Genomic DNA, 13,007 nt, shown 5'->3' with positions numbered 1-13,007 from the left:
CCGGATCGGCTCCGCCTGGAACCCGTACCGGGTGTCGCCCCAGGTGGTAGCTGCGGGGCGGATGCGAATGCGGGGTGATGTTTCACGTGAAACGCCGCGCGCGGAGGGCCAGTTGGCAGGGCTCTCGTGCGGTCGCCGGGAGGGCTCCGGGCGGGCCCGAGGGCGCACCCGGAGCCCGGCCCGTCACTCCGTGTCCGGCGTCGTGCGGGAATCCGTCCGGCGGCCGCGCAGGATCGCTGCGAGGGCCACCGCGCCCGCCACCGCGACCAAGCCCACCAGCACCGCCCAGTCCGGTACCGCCTCTCCCAGGCGGCCGGCCCGTTCCTGTACCGCGTACGAGTCGTCCACGTCGAGGAGGCCGGGGAGTGCGGCGGCCCCGTCGTACGCGAGGAACAGGGCACCGAGCAGGATGAAGAAGAGGCCCGACAGGAGCGACGTCGTGTGCAGCTCCAGGCGGCCGACGCGGAGCGCCCGCCCCCGCAGCCACCGCCGCCGTCCCAGGTCGAACCGCTCCCAGAGGGCGGCGAGCACGAACAGCGGTACCGCCATGCCCAGCGCGTACACGGCGAGCAGCGCGCCCCCGTACACCGGGCTGCCGCTCACCGCGGCGACGGTGAGGACGCTGCCGAGGATCGGGCCCGCGCAGAACCCCGCGAGCCCGTACACCGCCCCGAGCGCGTACACCGACACCGCCGTGGTGGGCCGGATGCGCCCCGACAGCTCGGCCAGGCGGCGCGAGGCGAAGCCGAACCCCACGATCTGCGCGACCCCGAGCACGATGATCAGCCAGCCCGCGCAGAACACCAGCTCCTCCCGGTGCCCGAAGAAGAACCGCCCGACCGTGGACCCGGCCGCGCCCAGCGGCACGAGCGTCGTGGCGAGCCCGGCGTAGAAGATCCCGGTCCGGGCGAGCAGCCGCGACGTGGAGTCGATCGAGTACGCGAAGAACGCCGGGAGCAGCAGCGCGCTGCACGGGCTGACCAGGGCGAGCAGCCCGGCGAGGAAGGCGGCGAAGTATCCGACGTCGGCCGTCACTCGCCCGACCCCTCCTTGCCACCCTTGCCACCCTGGTCGCCCCGACTGCCCTGGCCGTCCTCGCCGCTCCGGCGGCCGTCCTTGCCGCCCTGACCGTCCTCGCCGCTCCGGCGGCCGCCCTGGCCGCTCTTGCCGCCCTCGCCGCCCCCGGCCCGATCCCCCGCCGCCGCCTCGATCGCCTGCTCGAAGACGGACTCGGGCTGCGCGCCCGCGATGGGGCGCCCGTTGATCAGGAACGACGGCGTGGACGTGGCGCCGAGCTTGTAGCCCTCCTCCTGGTCCTTCCGCACCGCCGCCTTCGCCGCGTCGCTGCCGGCGTCGCGCGTGAAGCGCGCCACGTCCTTGACCCCGGCCGCGCGCGCCAGCTCCTTCAACCGGTCCTCACCGAAGCCCTTCTCCTTGGCGCCCTCGGCGTACGCGGCCTCGTGGAACTGCCAGAACCGGCCCTGCCGGCCCGCCGCCCAGGCGCCCCGCGCCGCCCGCTCCGAGTCCTCGCCGAAGATCGGGAAGTTCCGCCACTCGATGCGCAGCGTGCCGTCCTCCACGTACTTCGTCACCAGGTCGGGCTCGGTGTCGCGGGCGAACTTCCCGCAGTAGCCGCACTTGAAGTCGGCGAACTCGATCATGACGACGGGGGCGTCCGCGCGGCCCTGGGCGAGCGGGTCCCGCGCGTCCCGGCGGGCGAGCGCCTCCAGCTCGGGGAAGACGCCGTCGCGCGGCCCGGCGGCGGAGCCCTTCTCACCGGAGGCGACCGAGGCCGACGGCTCGTCCGGCTTGGTGGCGGAGTACGAGGCGAGGCCGAGCGCCCCGGCGGCGACGGCCACGGCCGCCATGACGGCGATGTGCTTCTTCTTGCGGGCGGTGCGGGGGGTGCGGGCGGTGGACATGGTGATGCGCTTCTCCTGTTGTGTGCGTGCCGGTGGGACCCCTGGGGACAGGGGTCTCCTACACGCGCAGCACGGAGAGGCCGACCGGTGAGGGCGGCGCGACCGGCGGCGGCGCCCGCAGCACCCGCGCGGCGGCGAGCAGGGCCTGCTCCGCGCCCCAGGCGCCCCAGTCACCCGACACGGCGCGGACGTCGTAGGGCGCGGGCAGCAGCTCGTACGAGGGACCCGGTCGCGGCGCCAGGGGCCGCTGGCCGAGGTCCTGCTCGTCCCGCTGGCCGCAGCCGGGCGGCGCCTGCCGCCCGGCGGAGTCATGAGCGAGCGCCCGCTCGAAGGGCCCGGCGGACATCCCCGGCGCATCCGGACCGGCGGAGTCGGCGGGCACGGCAGGCACGGCGGGCTCGGCGGGCTCGGCGGGCTCGGCGGCAGGGGCAGCGGCAGCAGCAGCGGCGGGCACGGCCCCTACCGGCGCCGCGGGCCGCCCGGCCGCCGCCGCGGGCCCGCAGAACGTCCCGAGCACCACGAGCAGCAGCGCCACCAAGGGGCACCACGGCGAACGCGTACGGGACGACATGCCCGGAATGGTACGTGCCGGGCCGGGCACCCCGGGCGGCCCGGCCACACTCCCGGGCGGCCCGGGCCGCGCTCCCCGGGCGTCCGCGGCACCCGCCGCATGAAATCGGTTGGCCACCTGTCCGCGCCGGGTGAGATCCTTGACGGCGTATGTCTACGCAGCCCGCCCTCACCCTCGACGCCCTCGCCTCCCGCCTGCCGGAGCTGTCGCTGCGCGACGAGCACCGCATCGGCCGGCGGCTCGAAGGTGCGCGCCGGATCCGCAAGCCCGAGGCCCGGGCCGCCGTCCTCGACGAGATCGCGACGGACATCGACCGGGCCGCCGCCAGGACGGCGGGCCGCGCCGAGGGCGTTCCCGCGATCACGTACCCGGAGCAGCTCCCGGTCAGCCAGAAGAAGGACGCGATCCTGGAGGCGATCCGCGACCACCAGGTGGTGATCGTCGCGGGTGAGACGGGCTCCGGCAAGACCACCCAGATCCCGAAGATCTGCCTGGAGCTCGGCCGCGGCGTCCGCGGCCTCATCGGCCACACGCAGCCGCGCCGCCTCGCCGCCCGCACGGTCGCCGAGCGCGTCGCCGACGAGCTGGACACGCCGCTCGGCGAGGCCGTCGGCTGGAAGGTCCGCTTCACGGACCAGGTGAGCGACGGCACGTACGTGAAGCTGATGACGGACGGCATCCTGCTGGCCGAGATCCAGACGGACCGCGAGCTGCGCGCGTACGACACGATCATCATCGACGAGGCCCACGAGCGCAGCCTCAACATCGACTTCCTGCTCGGCTACCTCGCGCAGCTCCTGCCGAAGCGCCCGGACCTGAAGGTCGTGATCACCTCCGCGACCATCGACCCCGAGCGCTTCTCCCGGCACTTCGGGGACGCCCCGATCGTGGAGGTCAGCGGCCGTACGTACCCCGTGGAGGTGCGCTACCGCCCGCTCCTCGAGGAGGACGGCGACGACCCGGACCGCGACCAGATCACCGCGATCACGGACGCCGTCGAGGAGCTGATGGCCGAGGGCAAGGGCGACATCCTGGTCTTCCTGTCCGGCGAGCGCGAGATCCGCGACACGGCGGACGCGCTGGAGAAGAAGAAGTACCGGTTCACGGAGGTGCTGCCGCTGTACGCGCGGCTCTCGCACGCCGAGCAGCACCGCGTCTTCCAGCGGCCCGACGCGGGTACAGCCCGCAGGATCGTGCTGGCGACCAACGTCGCCGAGACCTCCCTGACCGTCCCGGGCATCAAGTACGTCATCGACCCGGGCACGGCCCGCATCTCCCGCTACAGCCACCGTACGAAGGTGCAGCGGCTGCCCATCGAGCCGATCAGCCAGGCCAGCGCCAACCAGCGCAAGGGCCGCTGCGGCCGCACCAGCGACGGCATCTGCATCCGGCTGTACTCCGAGGACGACTTCACCTCCCGCCCGGAGTTCACGGACGCGGAGATCCTGCGCACGAACCTGGCCTCCGTCATCCTCCAGATGACCGCCGCCGGCCTCGGCGACATCGAGAAGTTCCCCTTCATCGACCCGCCGGACCACCGCAACATCCGCGACGGCGTGCAGCTCCTCCAGGAGCTCGGCGCCCTCGACCCCGCGCAGAAGGACCCGAAGAAGCGCCTCACGCAGGCGGGCCGCAAGCTCGCCCAGCTTCCCGTGGACCCGCGCCTGGCCCGGATGGTCCTGGAGGCCGACAGGAACGGCTGCGTCCGCGAGGTCATGGTCATCGCCGCCGCCCTGTCCATCCAGGACCCGCGCGAGCGCCCCGCCGACAAGCAGACGCAGGCCGACCAGCACCACGCCCGCTTCAAGGACGAGACGTCCGACTTCCTCGCGTACCTGAACCTCTGGCGGTACGTGCGCGAGCAGCAGAAGGAGCTCGGCTCGTCCGCGTTCCGCCGCATGTGCAAGCGGGAGTTCCTGAACTTCCTGCGCATCCGCGAGTGGCAGGACATCTACTCGCAGCTCCGGACCGTCGCCAAGCAGATGGGCATCCAGCTCAACGACAGCGACGCCCCCGAGAAGCAGGTGCACATCTCGCTGCTGGCCGGTCTGCTCAGCCACGTCGGCATGAAGGACGTCAAGAACGCCGGGGCGGAGGGCGGGAAGAACACCGCGAAGAACGAGTACCTGGGCGCGCGGAACGCCAAGTTCGCGATCTTCCCGGGCTCCGCGCTGTTCAAGAAGCCGCCGCGCTTCGTGATGTCCGCCGAGCTGGTCGAAACGTCACGCCTGTGGGCCCGCGTCAACGCGCGCATCGAGCCGGAGTGGGTCGAGCCGCTCGCCCAGCACCTGCTCAAGCGCACCTACAGCGAGCCGCACTGGGAGAAGGACCAGGCGGCCGTCATGGCGTACGAGAAGGTGACGCTGTACGGCGTCCCGATCGTCACCGACCGCAAGGTGAACTACGGGCGCATCGACCCCGAGGTCTCCCGCGAGCTCTTCATCCGCAACGCGCTCGTCGAGGGCGACTGGCGCACGCACCACAAGTTCTTCGCCGCCAACCGCAAGCTGCTCACCGAGGTCGAGGAGCTGGAGCACCGCGCGCGGCGCCGCGACATCCTCGTCGACGACGAGACGCTCTTCGACTTCTACGACCAGCGCGTGCCCGAGGACGTCGTGTCCGGGGCGCACTTCGACTCCTGGTGGAAGAAGAAGCGCCACGAGGAGCCCGAGCTGCTCGACTTCGAGCGCTCCATGCTCATCAACGAGCGGGCCGGGGACGTCTCGAAGGACGACTACCCGGACGCGTGGCGGCAGGGCCCGCTGAAGTTCCGGGTGACGTACCAGTTCGAGCCCGGCGCGGACGCGGACGGCGTGACGGTCCACATCCCCCTCCAGGTGCTCAACCAGGTCTCGCCGGAGGGCTTCGACTGGCAGATCCCGGGCCTGCGCGAAGAGGTCGTCACGGAGCTCATCCGCTCCCTGCCGAAGCCGATCCGCCGCAACTACGTCCCGGCGCCCAACTACGCCAGGGAGTTCCTGAAGCGGGCCGCGCCCCTCCAGGAGCCGCTGCACGTCACGCTGGTGCGCGAGCTGCAGAAGATGGTCGGCGTGCCGGTGGGCGCCGACGACTTCGACCTGTCCCGCGTCCCCGACCACCTGAAGATCACCTTCCGGATCGTCGACGAGCGGCGCCGCAAGCTCGCCGAGGACAAGGACCTGGAGGCCCTCAAGCTCCGGCTCAAGCCCAAGGCGCGCAAGGCCCTCTCGCAGGCCGCCGCCGCCACGGCGGAGCGCACGGGCGGCGCGACCATCGAGCGCACCGGCCTCACGGACTGGACCATCGGCACCCTCACCCGCGTCTTCGAGACCCGGAGGGCAGGCCAGCCCGTCAAGGCCTACCCGGCCCTCGTGGACGACGGCGACACGGTCTCCGTACGCCTCTTCGACACCGAGGCGGAGCAGGCCCAGGCCATGTGGAAGGGCACCCGCCGCCTGATCCTGCGCAACATCCCGGTCAATCCGGCCAAGTTCGCCCAGGACAAGCTGACCAACCAGCAGAAGCTCGCCCTGTCCGCGAACCCGCACGGCTCCATGCCCGCGCTGTTCGCCGACTGCGCCACGGCCGCCGCGGACAAGCTGATCGCGGACTTCGGTGGGCCCGTGTGGGACGAGGAGTCGTACCGCAAGCTCTACGACAAGGTGCGCGCCGACATCGTCGACACCACGGTTCGCACGGTCGCCCAGGTCCAGCAGGTCGTGGCCGCCTGGCAGGCCTGCGAGCGGCGCCTGAAGTCCACCCGGAGCCCGGCGCTGCTCCCGAACCTCCAGGACGTGCGCGAGCAGCTCGACGCCCTCGTCAGGCCGGGCTTCGTCACGGAGGCGGGCATCCGCCGGCTGCCGGACCTGATGCGCTACATGGTCGCCGCCGACCGCCGCCTCCAGCAGATGCCGGCGAACGCGCAGCGGGACACCACGCGCATGGAGAAGGTCCGCGAGATGCGCGACGAGTACGCGTGGCTCCTGGAGCAGCTGCCGCAGGGCCGCCCCGTGCCGCAGGAGGTCCTGGACATCCGCTGGATGATCGAGGAGCTGCGGGTCAGCTACTTCGCCCACGCACTCGGCACGGCCCACCCCGTGTCGGACAAGCGCATCGTGAAGGCCATCGACGCGGCGGTCCCGTAGCAGGAAACCCCGTGACGAGACGGGCACACAGGGTGAGTTCGACCACTGGCCTGCGCTGCTGTACAGTCTCTTCTCGCAGCACAACGCGCAAGTAAGTGCCGCGAAACCTGGTCCTGTGGAGCAGTTTGGAGTGCTCGCCACCCTGTCAAGGTGGAGGCCGCGGGTTCAAATCCCGTCAGGACCGCAGTGGGAAGCGGGCCGCATCCGTAAGGGTGCGGCCCGCTTTCGTGCGTCCGGGGGCCGCACGAGCGCTTCCGCGCGTCCGGGGCCGGTGCGGGCGCTTCCAGGGCCCCGAGTCCGGTACGAGCGCTTCCGCGGGTCCGGGGCCGGTACGAACGCTTCCGCAGGCCCAGGCCCAGGTCCGGGTACGAGCCGACGCTCGCGCGCCACTGCCCCCACATACGGCCGCCGCAGCACCCCGCGGCGCGACCGCACCGGCGCGACCGCACCCCCACCCGCTCCGGCGGCCCGTTCCCGTGCTCCCTCCTTGACGCCGTCACATTCCCCCGGTACCTCAACAGCAGGGCCGGAGAGACCGCGGAAGACCTCGCCCCCGGCCCCAGGAGGTGACGCATGACGCCAGTCCCCGCATCCGCCCGGCACGAGACCCGCGCCCTGCTGCGCGCGCATCTCGCCGCGGCGTCGCGCTACCGCCACGTGACGCGGCACTGCCCCATCTGCCATCGCCTGCTCCGGCTCGCCATGGAGCCCTCCGACGACGCCCACGAGGCCGTACAGGGGCCCGAGCGGCACGCTGAGCAATGCGAGGACGAAAGTCCCCCCAAGGCATGACCAAAGCCGAGGCGGACGGCGCCCGGGCGGTGCGAAGCTGAGGACGCGGGGACGGGCGCCGACGCCCAACACCCCATTAGCGCAAGGGCGGTGAGGGCAACAAGCCACGGGCCGTGTGACGGTAGTCACCGAATGAGTTTCGAAAACCCTGGAACTTACACCCGCCCTACACCACGTCAATCTAATATGTGCAATTGCACCACACTCCGGACCTGTCCGATGAGCAGTGTTGAGCGGCCCTGTGAGCCGCCTTGTTGAACCCTGGGAGGGCGTGTAGGGCGGACGCCCCGGCGCGCGAGCGGGCCGGCGACCGCGCACGCCGGAGTACGACAGGGGCGCGCGCGTCGACGGTGAACCTGCGACAGGCCCGACGACGGACCAGCGACGAACCAGCGACGGACCGCACAAAAAAGATCGCGCTGGACCCGGCGGAGTCCAGCGCGATCGACGACGCACCCAAGTGGCTCAGGCGGGGGACCCGTTGGGGCGGGGCCCGTGTCGTATGGAGCTGTGTGTGGAGCTATGCGTGGAGCTGAGTGTCGGGCGGTACGGCCGGGTTGGGGGACCCGGCAGCGGTGGCGCTCTTCGCCCGATGTCTGCCTTTTCCTGCGATAACGCCCTGCGTCAGGCCTCGCTGCGCTGCTGCGGGATACCCGCGAGAAGCGCGCGGACCTCGGCCTCGCGGTAACGGCGGTGCCCGCCGAGCGTGCGAATCGACGTGAGCTTGCCAGCCTTGGCCCAGCGCGTGACCGTCTTGGGGTCGACGCGGAACATCGTGGCGACCTCAGCCGGGGTCAGCAGCGGCTCGGCATCAGGGGTGCGAGCGGTCATGAGCGGCCTCCTCGGGAGAACCGAACCTTCTCGGTTCATTCCTCTAAATTCTGCACCTTGACCCGCGTTGCCCGAAATGGCGGACGCGAGTCGAGTCGGTTATAGGACGAACGGCTTGTCCTCGGCACTACAACTACACCATCCGTCCAGCCGCGTCGGCCAAACCGATGGAATTGCCCTCCCAGGTGTCCATCAGCGACGGAAGCCGATGGACCATGCCATAGCGGACAGTCACGCCATAGTGACGATCAGTCACAGAGCGATCAGGAGTCAACAGACCCCCCATAGCGTGCAATGCTGAGCAATCCGCCCATAGTTGGACGGAAGGAGCCCTGTCCGGACTCCTTGTCCTATTTTGGCATGAGGAATGTGGATCGGCGCAAGAGCCAGTTAAGTGCGGTCCGTCACGCTTGCGGGCAAAGGCCCGGATCAGGACCTACGTCCCGGCGCCGGGACAGCGAAAGCCCAGGATGCACTACGCCGGGCCGAAGATCCCCGGCCCAGGGTCACAGGTGGGACACAGAACGCGACGTCAGTTCGAGAACTGCCGCTCCCGGACCGCGCGCCACCGCTCGACGAGGCGCGCGTACGCCTCTCCGGCGCTCGCCCCGTCGCCGTCGCGCAGGGCCTCGATGCCCTCGGCCACGTCCGCCGCCGAGTGGTCCTCGTCGAGCATCTCCTCGGGCAGCGTGTGCACCAGGCCGCCGTAGTCCAGCTCCACGAGGGAGCGCGGATGGAACTCCTCCAGCCACCGGCCCACGTCCACCAGGCCGTCGATGAGCGGGCCCTCGTCCATCGCGTCACGCAGCGCCTTCAGGCCCCGCGCCACGCGGCGCCGCGCCTGCACCATCGGCGTGCGGTACCGCAGCACCGGTGCCCCCGCGCCGGACGCCCCGCCCTCGTCGGCGCCGCCGCACCCCTCATCGGGCTTCTCGCCGCACCCCTCTCCGTACCCCTTGTCGTCGCCCCTGTCGTAGAAGCGCTCCTCGTCCGCGACCAGGACGAACCAGTTCAGCGGCACGTGCCAGGTGGCCGTCCGGATCCAGGGGCGCGCGTCGGGGTTGCGGGCCAGCCACGCCTCGTAGTCCGCCGCGGCCTGGCGGCGCACCACCGGCGGGATGACCGCGTCGAGGACCGGCGCGGGCAGCGACCCGGTCAGCTCCCCGAGGGCCTGCCAGCCGCGCAGCCGGGTGCGCCAGGGGCACACGCACACCACGCCGTCGGCCTCGACCACGAACGCGTCCCGGCTCTCGTGCACCGGCACCGGGATCGGTGGCGTGGGCGCCAAATCAGCCAGCGAGGCGCGCAGTTCGTCCTGGTAGGAGGGGCGCTCGGGGCGGCGCGCGTAGCGCGCCCAGTGGGTGCGCTCGGGCTCGGGGAAGGCGGCGAGGGGCTCGTACACACGCAGGTACGACGCGTACGGGACGACCACCGAGGACACCTTGGGCACGGCTCCTCCCCTCCCCCGCCCACCGGCCGGAAAACACTGCGCTTCGCGCCATTGGCCGAACACCGCCGTACCCCGCCGCACAGCCCCGGCGAGTGATCCCGCGGCCGGACGGACAGGGTGATGCCGAACACCGTGCGGTGCCCTGGTCCTGCCAAGCTCTAGTCTCATGCCACGGCTCAGGCTCTACTCTCGTGCCACCACCGGGACCCGCCACCCGCACGGGCATCCCGACCAACCGCCGCTACGTAACCGGGAGTCACCACCGTGACCGATGTAACCGACGGCGTCCTGCACACCCTCTTCCAGTCGGAGCAGGGGGGCCACGAGCAGGTCGTGCTCTGCCAGGACCGCGCCAGCGGACTCAAGGCCGTCATCGCCATCCACTCCACCGCCCTGGGCCCCGCCCTCGGCGGTACGCGCTTCTACCCGTACGCCACCGAAGAGGCGGCCGTCGCCGACGCGCTGAACCTCGCGCGCGGCATGTCGTACAAGAACGCCATGGCCGGGCTCGACCACGGCGGGGGCAAGGCCGTCATCATCGGCGACCCGGAGAAGATCAAGAGCGAGGAGCTGCTGCTCGCCTACGGCCGCTTCGTGGCCTCGCTCGGCGGCCGTTACGTGACGGCCTGCGACGTCGGCACGTACGTGGCGGACATGGACGTGGTGGCCCGCGAGAACCGCTGGACGACCGGCCGCTCCCCCGAGAACGGCGGCGCGGGCGACTCCTCCGTGCTGACCGCCTTCGGCGTCTTCCAGGGCATGCGGGCCTCCGCTCAGCACCTGTGGGGCGCGCCCACGCTGCGCGGCCGCACGGTCGGCGTCGCGGGCGTCGGCAAGGTGGGGCACATCCTCGTCGAGCACCTCCTGGAGGACGGCGCCGAGGTCGTGATCACGGACGTGCGCGAGGACTCCGTGCGCCGCATCACCGACAAGCACCCGAAGGTCACCGCGGTCGCCGACACCGAGACCCTGATCCGCCTGCCGGAGCTCGACGTGTACGCGCCCTGCGCGCTGGGCGGCGCGCTGAACGACGACACGGTGCCCGTGGTCACCGCCAAGGTGGTGTGCGGCGCGGCCAACAACCAGCTCGCGCACCCCGGCGTCGAGAAGGACCTCGCCGACCGCGGCATCCTCTACGCCCCCGACTACGTGGTGAACGCGGGCGGCGTCATCCAGGTCGCCGACGAGCTGCACGGCTTCGACTTCGACCGGTGCAAGGCCAAGGCGGCGAAGATCTACGACACCACGCTCGCCATCTTCGCTCGCGCCAAGACGGACGGCATACCGCCCGCCGCGGCCGCCGACCGGATCGCCGAGCAGCGCATCGCGGAGGCCCGCGGCGCCCTCTGACGCCACTCCGCGAAGAATGGCCGAAAAATACCCCTGGGTTCCCGGCCGCCGTCGGCCCGCGGCGGGGAATCCGGGGGGAAAGCGGCCGGCCCGCCGCGATCACGGCGGCGGAAAACGCGGCGTGACGAGACGAGACTCACGCTTGTCGGCGGGTCGTCCGCCAAGAAGAGGTTAAAATCGCTCCGACCAGCGAGGAAAGGGCGCCTTGCCAGTCGTGCGCCTAGGCGCGTCCTGCGGGCGACGTACCGTATGGCCGCAGGAGCAGGTACCGTGGAAGCCCTACGGACCGGTCTCTCCACGGAGAGCCGGTTCCGGACCATGAACGCGTGTCAAGACTCTGGGGCCGTGAGCCCCGATACCGAGGGGGTCGAGCCATGGGGCGCGGCCGGGCCAAGGCCAAGCAGACGAAGGTCGCCCGCCAGCTGAAGTACAACAGCGGTGGGACCGACCTCGCACGCCTGGCCAACGAGCTGGGCGCTTCGACTTCGCAGCAGCCGCCGAACGGCGAGCCGTTCGAGGACGAGGACGAAGAAGACCCGTACGCGCGGTACGCGGAGCTGTACAACAGCGACGACGACGATGACGAGGGTGCGGACGAGTCCGGCCCGTCGCGGCAGCGCCGCGGCGCCTGAATCTCGTAGTCCGGTACTTCTCGCCGGAACGTCCGTACGTCTCACCGACAGCGGCACATCGCACTTCACCCGGTCCGGGGCATCACGCCGGACCGGGTTTCGTGCTGTCCGGAGGCTCGGAGGTCCGGGAGTCCGGAGCGGAGCGGTGCCGTGGGTGGCGGTGGCCGGACGCAGCGGAGCGGACCGGTCCGGGGGGTCCCGGAGCGATCCGCTCCTCGGCTGATCGGTACCTGCCGGCGTGACTGCCGGTGACTACTTCGCGTAGTCGCCGGTCAGCTCGGCCCCCGTGGCGCGGTCGCCGCGGGCGGTGATCTCGCCCGCCACCCACGCGTCGAGGCCGCGGTCGGCCAGCGTCGTCAGGGCCACGTCCACCGAGTCCCCGGGGACGACGGCGATCATGCCCACGCCCATGTTGAGGGTCTTCTCCAGCTCCAGGCGCTCGACCTCGCCCGCGGTGCCGACCAGGTCGAAGACGGCGCCCGGCGTCCAGGTGGAGCGGTCGACGGTGGCGTGCAGGCCGTCGGGGATGACGCGGGCCAGGTTCGCCGCGAGGCCGCCGCCGGTGACGTGGCTGAGGGCGTGCACCTCGGTGGTGCGGATGAGCGCCAGGCAGTCCAGGGAGTAGATCCGGGTGGGCTCGAGGAGCTCCTCGCCGAGGGTGCGGCCGAACTCCTCCACCCGCTGGTCGAGGGCCATCCCGGCGCGGTCGAGGAGCACGTGCCGGACCAGGGAGTACCCGTTGGAGTGAAGCCCGGAGGACGCCATCGCGATGACCGCGTCGCCCTCGCGGACGCGGTCCGCGCCGAGCACCCGGTCGGCTTCCACCACGCCCGTGCCCGCGCCCGCGACGTCGAAGTCGTCGGGGCCGAGCAGTCCGGGGTGCTCGGCGGTCTCGCCGCCGACCAGGGAGCAGCCCGCGAGGACGCAGCCCTCGGCGATGCCCTTGACGATGGCGGCGACGCGCTCGGGGTGGACCTTGCCGACGCAGATGTAGTCGGTCATGAACAGCGGCTCGGCGCCGCACACGACGATGTCGTCCATGACCATCGCGACCAGGTCGTGGCCGATGGTGTCGTACACGCCGAGCCGGCGGGCGAGGTCGACCTTGGTGCCGACGCCGTCCGTGGCGGAGGCCAGCAGCGGACGGTCGAAGCGCTTGAGGGCGGAGGCGTCGAAGAGCCCGGCGAAGCCGCCGAGGCCGCCGAGGCCCGCCACCTCCGGGCGCCGGGTCTTCGCGACCCACTCCTTCATCAGCTCGACCGCGCGGTCGCCCGCTTCGATGTCGACGCCCGCCGCCGCGTAGGAGGCGCCAGTACCAGCAGTTGTCTCAGACAT

Annotated in this window: 10 protein-coding genes and 1 tRNA gene; 5 read left to right on the top strand and 6 right to left on the bottom strand. The window is 71.7% G+C overall.

The window, feature by feature from the left end:
* Window positions 1-183 precede the first annotated feature (183 nt).
* From QK440_RS15800 to QK440_RS15790, 3 genes are read right to left on the bottom strand one after another with little or no spacing between them, the layout of a single operon-like run.
* A complete protein-coding gene (locus QK440_RS15800) occupies window positions 184-1,035 on the bottom strand; it encodes a cytochrome c biogenesis CcdA family protein (protein WP_282793727.1) in 852 nt (283 codons plus the stop codon).
* Complete coding sequence (locus tag QK440_RS15795; RefSeq protein WP_282793726.1) at window positions 1,032-1,922, bottom strand: thioredoxin domain-containing protein; 891 nt, start codon at window positions 1,920-1,922, stop codon at window positions 1,032-1,034. The genes QK440_RS15800 and QK440_RS15795 overlap by 4 nt, the downstream gene beginning before the upstream one ends.
* A gap of 58 nt (window positions 1,923-1,980) precedes the next feature.
* Window positions 1,981-2,493, bottom strand: coding sequence for a hypothetical protein (locus tag QK440_RS15790; RefSeq protein ID WP_282793725.1), 513 nt, complete (start codon window positions 2,491-2,493; stop codon window positions 1,981-1,983).
* A gap of 149 nt (window positions 2,494-2,642) precedes the next feature.
* Between QK440_RS15790 and hrpA the strand changes: the two genes are divergently transcribed.
* The 3 genes from hrpA (at window position 2,643) to QK440_RS15775 (ending at window position 7,409) form a co-directional block, all read left to right on the top strand.
* On the top strand, window positions 2,643-6,617 hold the full coding sequence (hrpA, locus tag QK440_RS15785; protein ID WP_282793724.1) for an ATP-dependent RNA helicase HrpA: 3,975 nt from the start codon (window positions 2,643-2,645) through the stop codon (window positions 6,615-6,617).
* A 109-nt stretch (window positions 6,618-6,726) separates the two neighbouring features.
* Window positions 6,727-6,801: transfer RNA gene (locus QK440_RS15780), tRNA-Asp, on the top strand.
* A gap of 389 nt (window positions 6,802-7,190) precedes the next feature.
* Window positions 7,191-7,409 (top strand): DUF6274 family protein, encoded by a 219-nt coding sequence (locus tag QK440_RS15775; protein ID WP_282793723.1) that lies wholly within the window; start codon window positions 7,191-7,193, stop codon window positions 7,407-7,409.
* Between the two features lie 624 nt (window positions 7,410-8,033).
* Here the strand turns inward: QK440_RS15775 and bldC are convergent.
* Window positions 8,034-8,240 (bottom strand): developmental transcriptional regulator BldC, encoded by a 207-nt coding sequence (gene bldC, locus QK440_RS15770; RefSeq protein WP_003949541.1) that lies wholly within the window; start codon window positions 8,238-8,240, stop codon window positions 8,034-8,036.
* Between the two features lie 532 nt (window positions 8,241-8,772).
* Complete coding sequence (locus tag QK440_RS15765; RefSeq protein ID WP_282793722.1) at window positions 8,773-9,690, bottom strand: hypothetical protein; 918 nt, start codon at window positions 9,688-9,690, stop codon at window positions 8,773-8,775.
* Between the two features lie 264 nt (window positions 9,691-9,954).
* On the opposite strand from QK440_RS15765, the gene QK440_RS15760 reads away from it, so the two are divergent.
* Together QK440_RS15760 and QK440_RS15755 are read left to right on the top strand one after the other, a co-directional pair.
* Window positions 9,955-11,040 (top strand): Glu/Leu/Phe/Val dehydrogenase dimerization domain-containing protein, encoded by a 1,086-nt coding sequence (locus QK440_RS15760; RefSeq protein ID WP_282793721.1) that lies wholly within the window; start codon window positions 9,955-9,957, stop codon window positions 11,038-11,040.
* A 374-nt stretch (window positions 11,041-11,414) separates the two neighbouring features.
* A complete protein-coding gene (locus QK440_RS15755; RefSeq protein ID WP_190135694.1) occupies window positions 11,415-11,672 on the top strand; it encodes a DUF3073 domain-containing protein in 258 nt (85 codons plus the stop codon).
* A 252-nt stretch (window positions 11,673-11,924) separates the two neighbouring features.
* Here QK440_RS15755 and purM read toward each other — a convergent pair whose 3' ends face one another.
* The gene (gene purM, locus QK440_RS15750) at window positions 11,925-13,007 is read right to left on the bottom strand and encodes a phosphoribosylformylglycinamidine cyclo-ligase (protein ID WP_282793720.1); all 1,083 of its coding nucleotides are present in this window, start codon (window positions 13,005-13,007) and stop codon (window positions 11,925-11,927) included.

The organism is Streptomyces sp. CC224B, from assembly GCF_030010595.1.
GTDB lineage: Bacteria > Actinomycetota > Actinomycetes > Streptomycetales > Streptomycetaceae > Streptomyces > Streptomyces longispororuber.
The sequence above is the reverse complement of the archived record's forward strand: the minus strand, read 5'-3'. Positions and strand labels throughout refer to the sequence as shown.

Excerpts from the sequence above, each read along its gene's own strand:
- QK440_RS15795 (WP_282793726.1), bottom strand. The coding sequence starts at position 1,922 with ATGTCCACCGCCCGCACCCCCCGCACCGCCCGCAAGAAGAAGCACATC.
- QK440_RS15790 (WP_282793725.1), bottom strand. The coding sequence starts at position 2,493 with ATGTCGTCCCGTACGCGTTCGCCGTGGTGCCCCTTGGTGGCGCTGCTG.
- hrpA (WP_282793724.1), top strand. The coding sequence starts at position 2,643 with ATGTCTACGCAGCCCGCCCTCACCCTCGACGCCCTCGCCTCCCGCCTG.
- QK440_RS15775 (WP_282793723.1), top strand. The coding sequence starts at position 7,191 with ATGACGCCAGTCCCCGCATCCGCCCGGCACGAGACCCGCGCCCTGCTG.
- bldC (WP_003949541.1), bottom strand. The coding sequence starts at position 8,240 with ATGACCGCTCGCACCCCTGATGCCGAGCCGCTGCTGACCCCGGCTGAG.
- QK440_RS15755 (WP_190135694.1), top strand. The coding sequence starts at position 11,415 with ATGGGGCGCGGCCGGGCCAAGGCCAAGCAGACGAAGGTCGCCCGCCAG.
- purM (WP_282793720.1), bottom strand. The coding sequence starts at position 13,007 with ATGTCTGAGACAACTGCTGGTACTGGCGCCTCCTACGCGGCGGCGGGC.